Annotated in this window: 18 protein-coding genes; 7 read left to right on the plus strand and 11 right to left on the minus strand. The window is 67.5% G+C overall.

Features of this window, described 5'->3' with window-relative positions; all coding sequences use genetic code 11:
* Window position 1: 1 nt before the first annotated feature.
* Window positions 2–2,113: an acyl-CoA dehydrogenase family protein gene (locus tag MKK62_RS05900; RefSeq protein WP_240261929.1), complete on the minus strand. Its 2,112-nt coding sequence runs from the start codon at window positions 2,111–2,113 to the stop codon at window positions 2–4.
* Window positions 2,114–2,396: 283 nt separating this feature from the next.
* Here MKK62_RS05900 and kstR point away from each other — a divergent pair, with 283 nt between their 5' ends.
* The gene (gene kstR / locus MKK62_RS05905; RefSeq protein ID WP_240261928.1) at window positions 2,397–3,002 is read left to right on the plus strand and encodes a cholesterol catabolism transcriptional regulator KstR; all 606 of its coding nucleotides are present in this window, start codon (window positions 2,397–2,399) and stop codon (window positions 3,000–3,002) included.
* Here kstR and MKK62_RS05910 read toward each other — a convergent pair.
* Window positions 2,999–4,072, minus strand: a complete 1,074-nt coding sequence (locus MKK62_RS05910) for an Rv3575c family transcriptional regulator (protein WP_240261927.1) — start codon at window positions 4,070–4,072, stop codon at window positions 2,999–3,001. The genes kstR and MKK62_RS05910 overlap by 4 nt on opposite strands.
* Before the next feature lie 61 nt (window positions 4,073–4,133).
* Between MKK62_RS05910 and MKK62_RS05915 the strand changes: the two genes are divergently transcribed.
* Together MKK62_RS05915 and MKK62_RS05920 are read left to right on the plus strand one after the other, a co-directional pair.
* Complete coding sequence (locus tag MKK62_RS05915; RefSeq protein WP_240261926.1) at window positions 4,134–4,892, plus strand: LamB/YcsF family protein; 759 nt, start codon at window positions 4,134–4,136, stop codon at window positions 4,890–4,892.
* Window positions 4,892–5,815 (plus strand): MBL fold metallo-hydrolase, encoded by a 924-nt coding sequence (locus MKK62_RS05920; RefSeq protein ID WP_240261925.1) that lies wholly within the window; start codon window positions 4,892–4,894, stop codon window positions 5,813–5,815. The genes MKK62_RS05915 and MKK62_RS05920 overlap by 1 nt, the downstream gene beginning before the upstream one ends.
* Window positions 5,816–5,822: 7 nt before the next feature.
* Here MKK62_RS05920 and MKK62_RS05925 read toward each other — a convergent pair whose 3' ends face one another.
* The 7 genes from MKK62_RS05925 to carD all read right to left on the minus strand — a co-directional run bounded on the left by MKK62_RS05925 (window position 5,823) and on the right by carD (window position 11,385).
* Window positions 5,823–6,752 (minus strand): glycerophosphodiester phosphodiesterase family protein, encoded by a 930-nt coding sequence (locus tag MKK62_RS05925; protein ID WP_434085025.1) that lies wholly within the window; start codon window positions 6,750–6,752, stop codon window positions 5,823–5,825.
* Window positions 6,749–7,252, minus strand: a complete 504-nt coding sequence (locus tag MKK62_RS05930; RefSeq protein WP_240261923.1) for a hypothetical protein — start codon at window positions 7,250–7,252, stop codon at window positions 6,749–6,751. The genes MKK62_RS05925 and MKK62_RS05930 overlap by 4 nt, the downstream gene beginning before the upstream one ends.
* 1 nt (window position 7,253) lies before the next feature.
* Window positions 7,254–8,186 (minus strand): 23S rRNA (guanosine(2251)-2'-O)-methyltransferase RlmB, encoded by a 933-nt coding sequence (gene rlmB, locus MKK62_RS05935; RefSeq protein WP_240261922.1) that lies wholly within the window; start codon window positions 8,184–8,186, stop codon window positions 7,254–7,256.
* Window positions 8,176–9,588: a cysteine--tRNA ligase gene (cysS, locus tag MKK62_RS05940; protein WP_240261921.1), complete on the minus strand. Its 1,413-nt coding sequence runs from the start codon at window positions 9,586–9,588 to the stop codon at window positions 8,176–8,178. Before cysS ends, rlmB begins: the two co-directional genes overlap by 11 nt.
* 134 nt (window positions 9,589–9,722) lie before the next feature.
* A complete protein-coding gene (gene ispF / locus MKK62_RS05945; protein WP_240261920.1) occupies window positions 9,723–10,193 on the minus strand; it encodes a 2-C-methyl-D-erythritol 2,4-cyclodiphosphate synthase in 471 nt (156 codons plus the stop codon).
* Window positions 10,190–10,861: a 2-C-methyl-D-erythritol 4-phosphate cytidylyltransferase gene (gene ispD, locus MKK62_RS05950; RefSeq protein WP_240261919.1), complete on the minus strand. Its 672-nt coding sequence runs from the start codon at window positions 10,859–10,861 to the stop codon at window positions 10,190–10,192. Before ispD ends, ispF begins: the two co-directional genes overlap by 4 nt.
* 35 nt (window positions 10,862–10,896) lie before the next feature.
* Window positions 10,897–11,385, minus strand: coding sequence for a CarD family transcriptional regulator (gene carD, locus MKK62_RS05955; RefSeq protein ID WP_240261918.1), 489 nt, complete (start codon window positions 11,383–11,385; stop codon window positions 10,897–10,899).
* A gap of 310 nt (window positions 11,386–11,695) precedes the next feature.
* Between carD and MKK62_RS05960 the strand changes: the two genes are divergently transcribed.
* The 3 genes from MKK62_RS05960 to disA are packed head-to-tail and all read left to right on the plus strand — an operon-like array spanning window position 11,696 to window position 14,836.
* A complete protein-coding gene (locus MKK62_RS05960; RefSeq protein WP_434085026.1) occupies window positions 11,696–12,253 on the plus strand; it encodes a copper chaperone PCu(A)C domain-containing protein in 558 nt (185 codons plus the stop codon).
* Window positions 12,254–12,293: 40 nt separating this feature from the next.
* A complete protein-coding gene (radA, locus tag MKK62_RS05965) occupies window positions 12,294–13,724 on the plus strand; it encodes a DNA repair protein RadA (protein ID WP_240261917.1) in 1,431 nt (476 codons plus the stop codon).
* Window positions 13,725–13,741: 17 nt separating this feature from the next.
* Window positions 13,742–14,836: a DNA integrity scanning diadenylate cyclase DisA gene (gene disA, locus MKK62_RS05970; protein ID WP_240263807.1), complete on the plus strand. Its 1,095-nt coding sequence runs from the start codon at window positions 13,742–13,744 to the stop codon at window positions 14,834–14,836.
* Window positions 14,837–14,853: 17 nt separating this feature from the next.
* On the opposite strand, the gene MKK62_RS05975 is transcribed toward disA, so the two are convergent.
* Window positions 14,854–15,639 carry a hypothetical protein gene (locus MKK62_RS05975; RefSeq protein WP_240261916.1) on the minus strand — a complete coding sequence of 262 codons (786 nt, stop codon included), beginning with the start codon at window positions 15,637–15,639 and terminating at the stop codon, window positions 14,854–14,856.
* A 176-nt stretch (window positions 15,640–15,815) separates the two neighbouring features.
* Between MKK62_RS05975 and MKK62_RS05980 the strand changes: the two genes are divergently transcribed.
* The gene (locus tag MKK62_RS05980) at window positions 15,816–16,784 is read left to right on the plus strand and encodes a PE-PPE domain-containing protein (RefSeq protein WP_240261915.1); all 969 of its coding nucleotides are present in this window, start codon (window positions 15,816–15,818) and stop codon (window positions 16,782–16,784) included.
* Between the two features lie 4 nt (window positions 16,785–16,788).
* Here MKK62_RS05980 and MKK62_RS05985 read toward each other — a convergent pair whose 3' ends face one another.
* Window positions 16,789–17,418, minus strand: coding sequence for a carbonic anhydrase (locus MKK62_RS05985; RefSeq protein ID WP_240261914.1), 630 nt, complete (start codon window positions 17,416–17,418; stop codon window positions 16,789–16,791).
* Between the last annotated feature and the right edge of the window lie 25 nt (window positions 17,419–17,443).

Genomic DNA, 17,443 nt, shown 5'->3' on the forward strand with positions numbered 1-17,443 from the left:
CTCAGCGTGGTAAGCCCAGCAGGCGTTCGGCGGCGAGGGTCAGCAGGATCTGCTCGGTGCCACCCGCGATCGTCAGGCAGCGGGTGTTGAGGAAGTCTTTGACGATCTTGTCCGCGACGATTCCGGATCCCTCGGACAGCTCCATCCGATATTCGGCCAGCGCCTGCCGGTACCGCACACCGATCAGTTTGCGCACGCTCGATTGCGCACCGGGGTCTTTGCCACCCACCGCCAGTTGAGCGATGCGCTGATCGAGCAGCGAGCCGACCTGCGCGGTGATGATCAGCTGGGCTAGTTGATCCTGTTGCGCCGCATCGAGATTCGCCTTCGCCGCCTCGGCCAGCAGCTGTTCCATCGGATTGCCGAGCGCGGTACCCGCGGCCATGGCGACGCGTTCGTTGGCCAGCGTGGTGCGGGCCAGCCGCCAGCCGTCGTTGACGGCGCCGACCACCATCTCGTCGGGAACGAACACGTTGTCCAGGAACACCTCGTTGAACAGCGCGTCGCCGGTGATCTCACGCAGCGGGCGGATCAGGATGCCAGGCGAACTCATGTCGATCAGGAAGTAGGTGATGCCCTTGTGTTTCGGGGCGTCGGGATCGGTGCGGGCCAGGCACACACCCCACTGCGCCTTGTGCGCCGACGACGTCCAGACCTTCTGTCCGGTCAACTCCCAGCCGCCGTCGGCCCGGACCGCTTTGGTGCGAAGCGACGCCAGGTCCGATCCTGCGCCGGGCTCGGAAAACAGCTGGCACCAGAAGATTTCACCGCTCAGAGTGCCCGGTACGAACCGCTCGACCTGCTCGGGCGTGCCGTGCTCGAGAATCGTCGGCGCCGCCCACCAGCCGATCACCAGGTCCGGCCGCGTGACGTCGGCCGAGGCCATCTCCTGGTCGATCAGCAGTTGCTCGGCCGGGCCGGCGCCGCGTCCGTACGGCGCCGGCCAGTGCGGCGCCAGCAAGCCAACCTCGGCAAGCTTGGCTTGGCGCTCGTCCTCGGCCAGCGCGGCGACTCCGGCAACGGCGTCCGCGATCTCGGGCCGCACGTGGTCGACCTCGCTGAGGTCGATGCTGAGATCGCGGCGGACGCCGTCCTGGGTCAGCTCCGCGGTCCGGCGCAGCCAGCGGGCGGGACCGCCGAGGAACTGCCCGATCCCGTAGGCCCGGCGGAGGTAGAGATGCGCGTCGTGCTCCCACGTGATCCCGATGCCGCCGAGCACCTGAATGCAGTCTTTGGTGGTGGCCTTGACCGCATCGATGGCGACACCGGTGGCGATGGCCGCAGCGATGGACAGCTGCCGCGGGTCACCGTCTTCGGCTGCCCGGGCCGCGTCGGCGGCGGCGACCGCCACCTGCTCGGTGCGGCAAAGCATTTCGGCGCACAGATGCTTGATCGCCTGGAAGCTGCCGATCGGCTTGCCGAATTGCTCGCGCACCTTCGCATAGGCGACGGCGGTGTCCAACGCCCACCGGGTGACGCCGGCGGCCTCCGCGGACAGCAGCGTCGCGGTGAGATCGGTCACCCACCCCCCCGGGGCATCGATGACGCGGGCCGCCGCCGACGTGAGCACTACGCGGGCTAGTGGCCGGGAGAAGTCGGTGGCCGTCAACGGCTCGACCGAGACGCCCGCCGACACGCCATCGACCAGTAGCCAGGAGTCACCTGCGGGCAGCAGGATCAGACCGTCGTCGACGCCACCGAGCACCCACGGCAGCGTTCCCGAGACCTGCGACGTGGTCTGGTCGAACTCGACGTCACCGTCGAACGCAAGCCCGGCGGTGCGTTCACCGGCCGCCAGCGCCGCACGCAGTTGCGGATCACCTACGACGAGCGTGGCCAACGCCGTGCTGGCCACCGGGCCGGGCACTAATGCCCTGGCAGCTTCCTCGACCATTGCGGCAAGGTCCTCGATGGTTCCGCCGGCGCCGCCGCAGTCCTCGGGCACGGCGACACCGAACAAGCCGAGGCCGGCCAGCCCGTGGAATACCGGCTGCCAGGCCTTCGGCTCACCCTGTTCGATAGACCGGACCGCCTCCGTCGCGCCGGAGCCCGCAGCCCAGTCGCGCACCAGCTCCCGCGCGGCCAACTGCTCGTCGGTGAAAGTGGTCGCCACCTGAACTCCTCGATCGACGGGGCTTGGCGGCACCGTAGAGGCAACACGCCGGACTAGAACGTGTTCTAATAGTGCCAGTGTTCGACCGTCAAGTCGAATGCCATCGCAGCAGGACATCCCGGTGTCCCGGCCGCACGGAGGTGGGATATTCGCGCTCGGCATGCGTATCGTTTCGGGCGAGCGCGTAGGAAAAGGAGCTGTCCGTCAGATGACCCCTTCTGGTTCGGGGCACGCAGAAGCCACGCCGGGTTCGTCCTCCGCGCAACCTCGTGAGGTGATGAACGTGGCGGTACTGGCTGAGTCGGAATTGGGTTCCGAAGCGCAGCGGGAGCGCCGCAAGCGCATCCTGGACGCGACGATGGCAATCGCGTCCAAGGGCGGCTACGAGGCGGTTCAGATGCGCGCGGTGGCTGACCGCGCCGATGTCGCGGTCGGCACGCTGTACCGGTATTTCCCGTCGAAGGTGCACTTGCTGGTGTCGGCGCTGGGCCGTGAGTTCGAACGAATCGACGCCAAGACCGACCGCTCCACGCTGGTCGGGGGAACGCCGAGCCAGCGACTGAACTTCATGATCAGCAAGCTCAACCGCGCGATGCAACGCAATCCGCTGCTGACCGAGGCCATGACCCGGGCCTACGTGTTCGCCGACGCGTCGGCGGCCGGTGAAGTGGATCAGGTGGAGAAGTTGATCGACTCGATGTTTGCCCGCGCGATGAGTGACGGCGAACCGACCGAGGAGCAGTACCACATCGCCCGGGTGATCTCGGATGTATGGACCAACAATCTGCTGGCCTGGCTGACCCGGCGGGCCTCGGCCACCGACGTCAGCAAGCGGCTGGAGCTGGCGGTTCGGCTGCTGATCGGCAACGGAGAAAACGCCCAAAGCTAGGCGGGCGGACCGGCGGTGCGTCCGCGGATCAGCGTGGTCTCGAGCACCTCGATCGTCGGGTTGATATCCCCGTTGAGTAGCAATTCCCCTGCGCGGCGGCCTTTTTGCAGGCTCGGTTGGGCGACCGTGGTCAGGCCGCGGTTCATCGCCTCGGACACTCCGTCGAAGCCGGTGATCGTTATCTGCCCGGGCGCGAACCTGCCATGGGCCCGCAGGTAGTCCATCGCAGAGATGGCCAAGACGTCGGCAGTGCACATCAGCGCGGTGATCCGAGGGTTCGCCTCGAGGGCGGTCTGCGCTGCGACTCCACCGGAATCTGTTGTGTGGTCGTGACTTTCGACGACGGTGAGCGAGTCGGGGTCGAGACCGGCGGCCGCCATCGCGTCGCGGACACCGCGGATGCGTTCGCTCTGCACGTGAAACGTCGATCCGTGCAGACGTTTCGCGTCGACCAGGCCCTGGAACTGATCTCGCAGCAGCCGCATGGTGAGCAATCCGATCTCACGATGACCGAGGCCCAGCACGTGATCGGCCATCGTGCGCATCGCCGCGCGGTCGTCGATGCCCACCTGGGACGCGCCCGGCACATCCTTAGGTTGGTCGACCACTACCAGCGGTAGACGTCGCTGCAAGACCACTTGGAGGTAGGGGTCGTCACCGGCCGCCGAATAGACCACAAAGCCGTCGACGCCCGCGGCAAGCACCGATGCCGCGCCCTCGGCGACGCTGCGGCTCGGTCCGACCGCCACCAGCAACAGGCCCTGACCGCCCATCTCACACGATTGCGCAAGGCCCGCAACGAAATCCAGCGCAGCCGGATCGCTGAAGGAATACGTCAGGGGCTCTGTGATGACCAGACCGACGGCACCCGCGCGGCGGGTCCGCAACGATCGCGCCACCGGGTCGGGGCCCGGATAGCCCAGCCTCTTGGCGGTGTCGAGCACGCGTTCGCGCAATGCGTCCGAGAGTTGGTCGGGCCGGTTGTAGGCGTTCGAAATGGTCGTTCGGGAGACTTTGAGCTCAGCTGCCAACGATGCCAGGGTGGCCCGGCGTCGGGGCAGGGGGCTCATGCATTGTGAGGCTACCGGGAATTGCCCGGTCGAGCCGATTTTCGACGACTAAGCTGACCAGGTGGCCCGCATCGACCTCAACGCCGATCTCGGCGAGGGCTTCGGCGTCTGGCGACTCGGCGACGACGAAGCCATGCTGGGCATCGTCACCAGCGCCAATATCGCATGCGGATTCCACGCTGGTGACCCGGCCGCACTGCTGTCGGTGTGCCGACTGGCCGCCGAGCGTGGTGTGCGGATCGGCGCGCAGGTGTCCTACCGTGATCTGGCCGGATTTGGCCGGCGCTTCATCGACGTCACATACGACGACCTGCTCGCCGACGTGGTGTATCAGGTCGGCGCCTTGCACGGCTTGGCGCAAGCTTCTGGTTCCGTCGTGTCTTACGTCAAACCCCATGGTGCGCTGTACAACACGATCGTCGACAATCGCGAGCAGGCGGCGGCGGTCGCGGAAGCGGTGCTGATGATCGACGCCGGCCTGCCGGTATTGGGCCTGGCTGGATCGGTATTCTTCGACGAGGCCCGCCGGCGAGGCTTGCGTACGGTGGGTGAGGCGTTCGCCGACCGCGCCTATCGCCCTGACGGACAACTTGTCTCGCGCCGTGAGCCTGGCGCCGTGCTCGACGATCCCGACGCAATCGCCGAACGCGTGCTCACAATGGTCACCTCGGGCACGGTCACCGCGGTCGACGGATCGACGGTGACGCTGAACGTGGAATCGGTATGCGTGCACGGTGATTCGCCGGGCGCGGTGCACGTCGCGACAGCGGTCCGCGACCGCCTGACCTCCAACGGCATTGATCTGCAAGCGTTTTGCTGATGCGACTGCGTCCTGGCCGTCCTGATCTTGCGCGGCACGCCCACCTCTTCCGGGTACCGGCCGCCGCCTTCGATGCACCGCTGACGGTGACGTGGCTGGGCGTAGCGACGGTGCTCATCGACGACGGTTCGTCGGCGGTGATGACCGACGGTTTCTTTTCCCGTCCGAGCCTGACCCGCGTGGGGTTGGGCAAGGTGGCGCCGTCACCCGCCCGGGTCGACGGATCTCTCGCGCGCCTGGGAATCACCCGCCTGGAAGCGGTCGTACCGGTCCATACCCATTTCGACCACGCGCTGGATTCCGCGCTCGTGGCCGATCGAACCGGCGCCCGGCTGGTCGGTGGTGAGTCCGCGGCCAATGTCGGCCGTGGGTACGGCCTCGACGACGACCGCGTGGTGGTGGCCGACTCAGGGTCTCCAATCCGGTTGGGTCCGTTCGATATCACGCTGATCGACTCGCGGCACAGTCCGCCGGACCGGTTCCCAGGCACCATCGACCAACCGGTCGTACCGCCGGTGCGGGTGGCGACATACCGGTGCGGAGAGGCCTGGTCGACGTTCGTTCACCACCGGCCATCGGACCGGCGAGTGTTGATCCAGGGCAGCGCCGGCTTCGTCAGAGGCGCGCTGAGCGGCCAGCGGGCCGATGTCGTCTACCTCGGTGTCGGGCAGCTCGGCGTGCAACCGGAGTCGTATCTCACCGACTACTGGACGGAGACAGTGCAGAGTGTCGGGGCGCGCCGCGCGGTACTGGTGCACTGGGACGACTTCTTCCGTCCGCTGTCAAAGCCGTTGCGGGCCTTGCCCTACGCGGCCGACGACCTGGACGTCTCACTGCGCATTCTCGGTGAGCTGGCCGCGCGTGACGGCGTCGCCCTGGATATGCCAACTGTGTGGCGGCGCGAAGACCCGTGGGTCAGATGATCGACCGCTAGCGGCGGTACGCCGCAGGCAGCGGCCTCCCGCGCTCGGCAAGTATTCCTCGCAGCACGGCTGGGTAGTTGGTGATGATGCCGTCGACGTTGTCGTCGATCAGCGACGTCATGTCGTCCGCGTTGTCGACCGTCCACGGCAGGACCTTGAGCCCCGACGCGTGGGCGCGGTCGACGAGCGCCCGGTCGACCAGCTTGTGGTCCGGGGAGAGGATCGTCGCGCCGACCAGCGCGGCCCCCGCGACAGGGTCCCCGACCGCGGCGGGGTCGACGCCCGCCAGCCACGGTGATCCTGGGACCCAGGTCTGCTGATCCCACAACGCGGCCAACCCCATCGACGGTTCGGCGCGGTGGACCAACGGCAGAGTGCGCCAGTCGAAGCTTTCGATCTCCACCCGGTCGACCTTGCCGGCTGCGCGAACGGCACTCAGTATCACGGCGATGAAATCTTCGGGAGTGGCTGTCCGAGAATGGTTTACGGCGTCGACCTTCGTCTCGATGTCGTAGCGCACGTGGGCGCTGTACTGGTCGGCCAAGGCGAATACTTCGGCCAGGACGGCAATCCGGTTACCGCAGTCCAGCGTTCGGACCTGCGCGAGCGTCAGCTCGTGGACGAGCTTGCCCACGTAGGGAAATTGCGGATCACCGGCCTCAGTGGGGGCGGTATCCGAGCACTTGGCAGGGTCGATGAACTCGTCATGCCAGACCACCGGCTGCCGGTCCTTGGTGATCCCGATGTCGAGTTCCAGTGTGCTGACTCCGGTTTCGAGCGCATTCGCGAACGCTGTCAACGACTCCCCGGTACGGGTATCACCCGGGCCGCCCTGGTGGGCGATCACGTCGAAGTCCACCGCCTCCGCACCGGCTCTGGGCATGAGGACAATGGCAGCGACTATCATCAGCCGGAGCGGCCACGCAATCAGTTTCACCGACGTGGGGAGAACAGCGGCCGGATGGCCTCGGCCACAACGTAACCAAGCGCACCGGCCAGCGCAGCGAATTTGGCCAGGGCGGCGGTCCGCGCGCGACGCGCATGAACGTCGACCCTGTCGCGGTCGAGCACCTTGAGCAGCGAGACGCCTTCGATCGCGTCACCGGCGACAGCGACTACCGCGGCGCCGATCAGCGCGCGGGGATGTCCCCAGCGCAGACGCGCGCGCTCGAGCAACAGCGCCGCGAGGATGCCGTAGGACGTCATGTATCCGAAGTCGAGCCACATCGACGCCCGCGCCGCCCGCTGGCCGTCGTGGCCCCACTGCGTCATGATCTGCTCGGCTCGAAACCCGCTGCCCGCCAACTCGAATTCGATGATCCCCGGGCCGCCGGTCGCCCGCATCCGGCGTTCCAGAACGGTCATGATCGCGGTGTACAACGCGAACGCGCCGGTTGCGGCGGAGACCTTGTGGTCGCGCAGCCGGCGACGGCTCATGTCAGCTCCGGCGCTGTCGGGCGATTTCGGCCAAGACCACGCCGGCGGCCACCGACGCGTTCAACGACTCGGTCGGCCCGGCCATCGGAATCGACACCACCGCATCACAGTTCTGCCGCACCAGCCGCGACAGTCCCTTGCCCTCGGATCCCACCACCACGACGATCGGGTCGGTACCGTCCACGTCGTCGACGACGGTGTCCCCCTCGGCGTCGAGTCCCACCAACTGCACTCCTCGGTCGGCCCAATCCTTGAGCGTCCGATTGAGATTGGTGGCCCGCGCGACGGGGATCCGCGCTGCCGCACCGGCGCTGGTGCGCCAGGCGACCGCCGTCACGGAGGCGGACCGGCGCTCCGGAATCAACACCCCGTGGCCGCCGAACGCCGCGACCGAGCGGACGATCGCCCCGAGGTTGCGCGGATCGGAGATGTTGTCCAGTGCAACCAGTAGCGCGGGCGGGTTGTCCGTCGCGGTCTTGAACAGTTCGTCGGGATGCAGATAGTTGTACGGCGGCACCTGCAGCGCGATGCCCTGATGCAGACCGTTGGTGGTCATCCGGTCGAGGTCGGAGCGCGGCACTTCCAGGATCGCGATGCCGGAATCAGCTGCCAGCGTCACGGCTTCGGTGAGCCGCTCGTCGGCCTGGGCGCCGAGCGCGACATACAGTGCCGTCGCCGGAACCCCCGCGCGCAAGCATTCCAGCACCGGGTTGCGCCCCAGCACGTTTTCGACACCGTCGTCCTTGCGCTTGGGAGCGGACCGGCGTGCCGCCGCCTTCGCCCGCTTGGCGGCCGGATGGTGCGGGCGCGCCTCCGCGGGCGGGGTAGCGCCGCGACCCTCCAGTCCGCGGCGCCGTTGACCGCCGGAGCCGACGGTCGGGCCCTTCTTCGACGTCTTGCGAATTGCGCCGCGGCGCTGCGAGTTACCGGCCATCGGCGTGCGACTCCAGCGACCACTGCGGGCCGTCACCGGTGTCGGTGACCTCGATGCCGGCGTCTTTCAGTCGGTCCCGGATCTCGTCGGCCAGCTTCCAGTCACGTTGCACGCGAGCTTGTTGGCGGCGTTCGAGCTCGGCGCGCACCAGTACGTCGACGGCGCCCAGCGCTGCCGAGGTCTCGTCGCGCGACTCCCAGCGCTCGTCGAGCGGGTCGCAGCCGAGGATGCCCATCATCGCCCGGATCGCTCCGGCGTGGGTCAGTGCTGCATCATGGTCGCCCGCGTCGAGCGCGCGGTTACCGTCGGCGCGGGCGCGGTGGATTTCGGCCAGGGCCGCCGGCACCGCGAGGTCGTCGTTGAGCGCGTCCGCGAATCCCGTTGTCCACTCGCCCGGTTCGACCGCACCCACTCGGGTACGCACCCGATGCAGGAATTCTTCGATGCCGACGTAGGCGTTGACCGCGTCCTTCAACGCGGTCTCAGAGAACTCCAGCATCGAGCGGTAGTGGGCACTGCCCAGGTAGTAACGGAGCTCGGCGGCGCGGACGCGCTGCAGCATTGCCGGGATCGACAACACGTTGCCCAGCGACTTGCTCATCTTCTCGCCGCCCAGAGTCACCCAGCCGTTGTGCAGCCAGTACCGGGCGAACCTGTCGCCGGCCGCGTGGCTTTGCGCGATCTCGTTCTCGTGATGGGGGAAAACCAAATCCATTCCCCCGCAATGGATGTCGAATTCAGGGCCCAGATATTCGCGTGCCATCGCCACGCATTCGGTATGCCAGCCCGGCCGTCCACGGCCCCACGGCGTCGGCCAGGACGGCTCACCGGGCTTGGCACCCTTCCACAGTGTGAAGTCGCGCTCATCGCGCTTGCCGACGGCCACGCCTTCGCCCTGGTGGACGTCGTCGATCTTGTGTCCGGAAAGCTGACCGTATGCCGGGTAGCTCTTCACGTCGAAGTAGACGTCGCCGCAACCCGCGTAGGCGTTCCCGGACTCGATCAGCCGCTCGATCAGTTCCACCATCTGGGTGATGTGGCCGGTGGCCCGGGGTTCGACCGAGGGCGGTAGGACGCCGAGCGCGTCGTAGGCGGCGGAGAACGCCCGCTCGTAGGTTGCCGCCCATTCCCACCACGGGCGGCCGGCGGCGGCTGCCTTGTTCAGTATTTTGTCGTCGATATCGGTGACGTTGCGGACGAACGCGACGTCGCAGCCTCGGGCCGTCAGCCAGCGTCGCAGGATGTCGAAGGCCACCCCGCTGCGGACGTGGCCGATATGCGGCAGGCCCTGAACGGTGGCGCCGCAGAGGTAGATGGAGACGTGCCCGGGCCGCAGCGGAACGAAATCACGCACGGCACCGGTTGCCGTGTCGTGTAGCCGCAGGTCGGCGCGATCGGTCACGACGTGCCAGCTTACCGGGCCGGTTCGGCCGCCGATGACCGCCGCACGACGGCTGGGTCGATCTTCGCTACAAAGCCTGCCGGATGTCTGTCACCGGCGGAATCGATCACCGCGAGGCAAAAGCCACTCGACGCTCAGACGGTGATCAATAACGCCGTAGCGATTGCCGCGCGACCCTCGCCGCGGCCGGTCAGGCCCAGCCCATCGGTGGTGGTCGCCGACACCGACACGGGGGCGCCCAGCACCTGCGACAGGGCGGCCTGCGCCTCGGCACGGCGCGGCCCGATCCTGGGCCGGTTGCCGATGACCTGGACGGCCGCGTTGCCGACCTGAAAGCCGTGTGCGTCGAGCAGTTCGGTCACGTGGCGCAGCATCGTCATACCGCTGACGCCGGCCCAGCGCGGGTCGTCGACACCGAACACCTCCCCGATGTCGCCGAGGCCGCCCGCGGACAGCAGCGCGTCGCAGAGAGCGTGCACGGCCACGTCGCCGTCGGAGTGCCCCGCGCAGCCGTCGACGTCGGGAAACAGCAGGCCCAGCAGCCAGCATGGCCGGCCGGCTTCGATGACGTGCACGTCGGTGCCGAGACCGACCCGGACGTTCACTTGCTGACGATCGCTTGCGCGAGCAGCAGGTCGAGCCCGGTCGTGATCTTGAAGGCCAGCGGGTCTCCGTCGACGACCTGGACTTGGCCCCCGACGTGCTCGACCAGCGAGGCGTCATCGGTGAACTCAGTCGTCCCGGCCTGCTGGTAGGCGCGCAGCAGCAGCTCGGTGGTGAAGCCCTGCGGGGTCTGGACGGCGCGCAGACCGGCCCGCTCCGGCGTGCCGAGCACGGCGCCGTTGGCGTCGACCGCCTTGATGGTGTCGGCGACGGGCAGCGCTGGCACCACCGCTGGGTGCCCGGCCCGCAACGCCTCCACGACGCGCACCACGAGCGCGGGTGGTGTCAGGGCGCGGGCCGCGTCGTGGACGAGTACGAAGTCGGGATCACCGGCGTCGCCGACCGCGGCCAGCGCCAAGCCGACCGATTCTCCGCGGTTGGCTCCCCCCGCGACGACGGTCGCATCGCGACCGAGGATCAACTTCGCCCGATCTGTGCGATCGGCCGGGACCGCGACCACCACGCGGTCGACGACTCCGGATTCCAGCAAGCCTTCGATGGCCCGCTCGACCAGAGTGCGACCGTCGAGTTGGTAAAACGCCTTGGGGACGCCGGCGGCCAGCCGCTCGCCCGAGCCGGCGGCGGGAACGACCGCGACCGTGCCGGTCAATGCGGTACCCCGAGCGTTAAGAAATCGTCAGGAATTCAGGACGCGGCGGCCAGCGCCTCGTCGAGGATGGTCTCTGCCCTGGCGTCGTCGGTGCTTTCGGCCAGCGCCAACTCGCCCACCAAGATCTGACGAGCCTTGGCCAGCATGCGCTTCTCGCCGGCGGACAGGCCCCGTTCCTGATCGCGGCGCCACAGGTCGCGGACGACCTCAGCAACCTTGTTCACGTCGCCGGAAGCGAGCTTTTCCAGGTTGGCTTTGTAACGGCGGGACCAGTTGGTCGGCTCTTCGGTGTGCGGCGCGCGAAGCACTTGGAACACCTTGTCGAGCCCCTCTTGACCGACCACATCGCGGACGCCGACGTACTCTGCGTTATCCGCAGGTACTCGAACTGTCAGGTCTCCTTGCGCCACCTTCAATACGAGGTACTTTCGTTCTTCCCCTTTGATGGTTCGAGTTTCAATCGCCTCGATCAACGCAGCACCGTGATGTGGATAGACAACGGTGTCTCCGACCGCAAAATTCATCAGTTTCGAGCCCCTTTCGTAGCTCCATGGTAACACGCCACGCCAACACGTGGGGAACAACGGTGCAGGTCAGGGGCACCGCGCGCGTGGAGAGGGGGTTGACAGACCATGAAATTCGTGCAACACAGCTGCCGATCCGGCACCAGCTCAGCGTCCTTCACGACGTGCTTTTCGTCTCAGGAAACGTGTGATCGCGCTGCTCTGAGCGCCTGCTCGCGCCATCTCCGCCCTCAGCTTTCACCCGCCCGGCCGACCTACTACTGTGCATAGTCGAACCGCAGGCGTCCGAAGGCCGAGCAGGAGGCTTTGAGTGAACAGCTTCGACAACCGTGTCGCGAGATCTCGTCGCTCGGCAAAGCTCGCCTCGCTTGCCGCGGGTGCCGTGATCGGAGCGGTCGCACTCGCCGGCTGCGGGGCCGGCCAGATCTCGCAGACCGCCATGCAGCAATCCGCTGTCGACGGCAACCAGGCGACTGTCAAGAACGTCGCACTGCGCAACGTGCACATCAGGGCCGTCCAGACAGGTGACTACCTGCGCCCGGGGACCAACGTCGACCTCGTCCTGGTCGCCGTCAACCAGTCGCCGGACATCACCGACAAGCTGGTCGGCATCACCACCGACATCGGCAAGGTGACGGTGACCGGCGACCCCACCCTGCGCCCGAGTGGCGTCCTGTTCGTCGGCCAGAACGGCCAGTCCAAGAAGGCCGACGACGCGGTCGAGAGCGGTGACGCTGTCAAGGCGACCATCGCCTTGAGCAAGCCGATCACCAACGGCCCGAACTACAACGTCACGTTCAACTTCGAGAAGGCCGGCAGCGTCAGCGTCGCGGTGCCCATCTCGGCGCCGGAGGGCGCGAACCTCTAACTTCCGCGGTTTTGTCGCACCCGCCGGATACCTTCTCGGTGTGGCCAAAGCGCGTTCGCAGTATCGCTGTTCGGAGTGCCGCCATGTCACGGCCAAGTGGGTCGGCCGCTGCCTGGAATGCGGCACCTGGGGCTCGGTCGACGAGGTCACGGTGCTCAGCGCGGTCCGGGGTGGCGCCCGCGCAGTATTGAGCCCGGCGTCGGCCGCCGTCCCGATCAGCGCGGTCGAGCCAGATGGAACTCGGCACTGCCCCACCGGAATCGGCGAACTCGACCGCGTCCTGGGCGGGGGCGTCGTGCCGGGTTCGGTCACGCTGCTCGCCGGCGACCCGGGGGTCGGGAAGTCGACGCTGTTGCTGAAGGTCGCCCACCAGTGGGCGGTGTCCGGGCGACGCGCCCTGTACGTGTCCGGTGAGGAGTCGCGAGGCCAGATCCGGATGCGCGCCGACCGGACCGGATGCAGCGACGACGAGCTCTATCTGGCTGCCGAATCGGATCTGCACGCCGTGCTCGGCCACATCGAGGCGGTGCGGCCGACCCTGGTCGTCGTCGACTCGGTGCAGACCATGGCAAGCACCGACACCGACGGCGTGGCCGGCGGCGTCACCCAGGTGCGCGCGGTCACCACCGCGCTAACCGCCGCGGCGAAAACCACCGGTGTGCCGCTGATTCTGGTCGGCCACGTGACCAAGGACGGCGCTATCGCGGGGCCTCGCTCACTCGAGCATCTGGTCGACGTGGTGCTGCACTTCGAAGGCGACCGCAACTCGTTGCTGCGCATGGTTCGCGGCGTGAAGAACCGTTTCGGCGCGGCCGACGAGGTCGGGTGTTTTCTGTTGCAGGACAGTGGGATCGAAGGAGTCACCGATCCTTCGGGCCTCTTCCTTGATCAGCGACCCCAGCCAGTGGCGGGCACCGCGATCACAGTGACGCTCGACGGCAAGCGGCCCCTGGTGGGCGAAATCCAGGCGCTGCTCGCGACACCGACTGGCGGCTCACCGCGACGGGCGGTCAGCGGAATAGACCACTCGCGGGCGGCCATGATCGCCGCGGTGCTGGAGAAGCACGCCCGCCTCAAGATCGCCGTCAACGACGTGTACCTGTCGACCGTCGGCGGTATGCGGCTGACCGACCCGTCGTCGGATCTGGCGGTCGCGGTCGCGCTGGCGTCGGCCTACGCCAACCTGCCGTTGCCGGCGACCGCGGTGATCATCGGCGAAGTCGGGCTGGCCGGTGACCTGCGCCGGGTCAGCGGCATGGAACGCCGGCTGGCCGAAGCCGCCCGTCAGGGCTTCACCACCGCGCTGATCCCGTCGGGAAGCGGGGCGGTGCCGCCCGGCCTGACGACCCTGCAGGCGCCGCACATCGGGGCGGCGTTGGAGCACGTCCTCAACATCGCCGAGCGTCGCGAGAAGCCCCCAGCGGCCCCTTATCCACTAGATGCGACGCGGACAGCGCACAATAAGTGGTGATGACGGTCGGCAACCCCATGACGAACGGCTCGGCGCCGCAGCAACGTCCCACCCTGCGTGAGGCGGTTGCGCGGCTGGCGCCGGGTACCGCGCTGCGCGACGGCCTGGAGCGCATCCTGCGCGGACGGACCGGCGCCTTGATTGTGCTGGGCTACGACGACAGCGTGGAGGCGATCTGCGACGGCGGGTTCTCGCTCGACGTCAGATACGCGCCGACCCGGTTGCGGGAGCTGTGCAAGATGGACGGTGCCGTGGTGTTGTCCACCGACGGCAGCCGAATTCTGCGGGCCAACGTGCAATTGGTGCCCGACCCGTCGATCCCCACCGACGAATCCGGGACCCGGCATCGCTCGGCTGAGCGAGCGGCGACCCAGGTCGGCTATCCGGTGATTTCGGTCAGCCATTCGATGAGCATCGTGACCGTGTACCTGAGCGGCGAGCGGCACGTGCTCGCCGACTCGTCGACCATCCTGTCGCGGGCCAACCAGGCGATCGCCACGCTGGAGCGCTACAAAGCCCGCCTCGACGAGGTCAGCCGGCAGCTGTCACGGGCTGAGATCGAAGACTTCGTCACGCTGCGTGACGTGATGACGGTGGTGCAGCGGCTCGAGCTGGTGCGCCGCATCGGCGTCGAGCTCGACTACGAGGTCGTCGAACTCGGTACCGACGGCCGACAGCTGCGCCTGCAGCTCGAGGAACTGCTCGGCGGCAACGAGGCATCCCGCGAGCTGGTCGTGCGCGACTACCACGCCAACCCCGAGCCGCTGTCGAAGGAAGAGGTCGCCGCCACGCTAGACGAGCTGGATGCGATGTCGGACGCCGAACTGCTCGACTTCACAACGATGGCAAGGGTTTTCGGCTACCCACCAACTGCCGAGGCGCAGGATTCGGCGGTGAGCTCGCGGGGCTACCGGGCGATGTCGGAGATTCCACGCTTGCAGTTCGCCCACGCCGACCGTCTGGTCCGCGAATTCGGCTCATTGCAGGGACTTCTGGCGGCCAGCGCAGGCGACCTGGAAGCCGTCGAGGGCATCGGCGAGATCTGGGCTCGCCACGTGCGAGAAGGTCTGTCGCAGTTGGCCGAATCGACGATCGGCGATCCCGCGCTCTAGCGGAGTACAGCTAGACGTCAGCCACCCGGGGCGGGCGCCGGGCCAGGCAGTGGCCCACCTGCCGGAGCTCCCGGCGGCGGCGGGGGCGGAGCGGCTCCCGGAGGTAGCGGCGGGGCCATGATGAACGGAACGGCGAGCGAGCGAAGGTTGCCCAACTGGACGACCAGGTTGTAGGTCCCTGGACCGATCGCCGGCCTCGGCAGCGGGCAATGCGGAGCTGAGCCCATGCCTGTCCAGGTGACGGCAGTGGTGACCTGCTCACCGGGGGCGAACATCTTGACCAGTGTCTCGTTAGACGGCGCGCAGTCCAGATTCGACCAGAGCCGCTTGTTGTCCAGCGAGTAGACGTAGGCGGCCAGCACAGCGGCCCCGACATCCCGCTTGCACGCCACCAGGCCGATGTTGGTGACGACCATGACGAACTTCGGCTGATCGCCGATCGCGTATTGCGGGGCATTGGTCAGGCCTTTGACCGCCAGCGTCGAGTCCGGGCAATCGTCGCCGGCGTTGAGCACGGGCGGCGGCAGCACAGCGGCCGTCGGCGTCACAGGCGGCTGGCCGGCGTCGTCGCCCGGAGCCGGCGGCTCGACCTGCGTTTTCACTTCGGGGTTCGCGCCCTGCGCGTTCTGCGTCGGCTTCTTGGCGGCGCTGTTCGAGGTGTTCGCGCCGGAGTTGCCACCCGCAACGGCGACGATGATCGCGACGACGATGGCGATGACCACGACCGCGACGCCGATCGCCAATCCCCGGCGTCGCCAGTAGATCTCCGGCGGCAGCGGGCCTCGCGGTTCCAGATCCAGCACGTTTCCACGGTAAGGGCAGGTCACACCGACGGCCCCGACCCAACCCGGCGTGTCGCCCAGTTAACTGATACCGAGTTGTGACGTTGTCCCGCCCCGAGGCCCGGACGAACGAGGTTCGGCCAGGCAAAGTCAGGCAACTGCCCAACAGGACGCTTAACTTCGGATAAGAAGATCCTATGAACGGATACCGGTTGTTCGGAGGAATTGCCGCCGTCGGCTTCATGACCGGCCTCGCCGGCGTGTGGACGAGTCAGGCAGCCCACGCCGACGAGACGTTGCTCGGCCCGCTGGCGGCCAGCGACACCGCGATCATTCTGGGCGGCACCACCGAGCCGACGCCCTCGACCGCCTTCGCGCAGACCGTCGAGAATCTGTACCTGAACCCGCTCGGCTTCGACGGTGGCGCGACGTCTTCAACGGTCTGCGACATGATCGCGACCGACCCCTGTGCCGCCCCGCTGCAGGTCCTGACCACACCGGAACTAATCCAGCAGGGTCCGAGCAGTCTCACCGCAGCCGACGACATCGTTCTCGCCGTCAAGAACGAATACGAAGTCGGCGCCTTCAGCGCCGAGCACCCGCTGACGATATTCGGCTACTCGCAGAGCGCGACCGCGGAGTCGATCGCGATGACTCAACTGCAGGCCGACGGAATCCCGACGGACGACCTGCATTTCGTATTCATCGGCGACCCGTCGCTCGCCGACACCGGGATCTGGCCGAACCTGGTCGCCGACCTGGACGGGCTTTTCGGCACCCAGCTGACCAACACCTTGCTCACAGACCTCGGCATGGACGGCGTCCTGGGCAACGTGACAGCCAATGACCTGTACCCGACGACGATCTACACGTTGGCCGGCGACGGGGTTGCCGACTTCCAGCCGGACTTCGAGCAGGGTGGTCTGCTGAACCCGCTGTGGAACCTGTTCACCACCCATGTCGAGTACCTCGGCTTGACGCCGGAGGAGGTCGCAGACGCGACCACCATGACCGACAACCTTCTGACCTACGTGAACATCTCCGACGCCGGCATCAACAACGCCGAGGCCTGGCTGACGGCGGTGTTCGAGGGTGGCGCCGCCAACAGCGGCCTGCTGGAGAGCCTCGTCAACTCGTTGGAGTTCTACCTCACCAACACGTTCTAGGAGATCAGGCGTCGACCTTGTCGCCGACGTCACCGATGATGTTGCGGATGACCACCCGGCCGTCGGCCAGGTGGTAAGTGGCGCCGACGATCGCCAAGTCGCCGGCGGCCACCGCCGCGGCGATGGCCGATGAACGCTCGACGAGCTGGTTGCCGGTCTCCACCACATGCCGCGCCTCGAACTCGTCGGCACGACTGAGGCCCTCGCGGCGACCCAGCAAGATCGACGGGGTCACGCGCTCGACCAGGTCGCGCACGTAACCGCCGGGCAGCGTGCCTTCGTCGAGCGCGGCCAGCGTCGCCTTGACGGCGCCGCAACTGTCGTGCCCGAGGATCACGATCACCGAGACACCCAGTGCACCGACAGCGAACTCCAGCGATCCCAGCACCGACGAGTCGATCACGTGGCCGGCCGTCCGAACCACGAACATGTCGCCCAGACCCTGGTCGAAGATGAGCTCGGCGGCAACCCGACTGTCACCACAGCCGAACAGCGCCGTCGTCGGCTTCTGGCCTTTGGCCAGGCTGGCGCGGTGCTGGATGCTTTGGCTCGGGTGTTGGGGCTCGCCTGCGACGAAGCGCTCGTTACCCTCTCTGAGTGCTTTCCACGCAGTTACTGGATCGGTATTCGGCATGGCGCTCATTGTGCCGTAGTCGGCC

Source organism: Mycobacterium paraterrae, assembly GCF_022430545.2.
GTDB classification, from domain to species: Bacteria; Actinomycetota; Actinomycetes; order Mycobacteriales; family Mycobacteriaceae; genus Mycobacterium; species Mycobacterium paraterrae.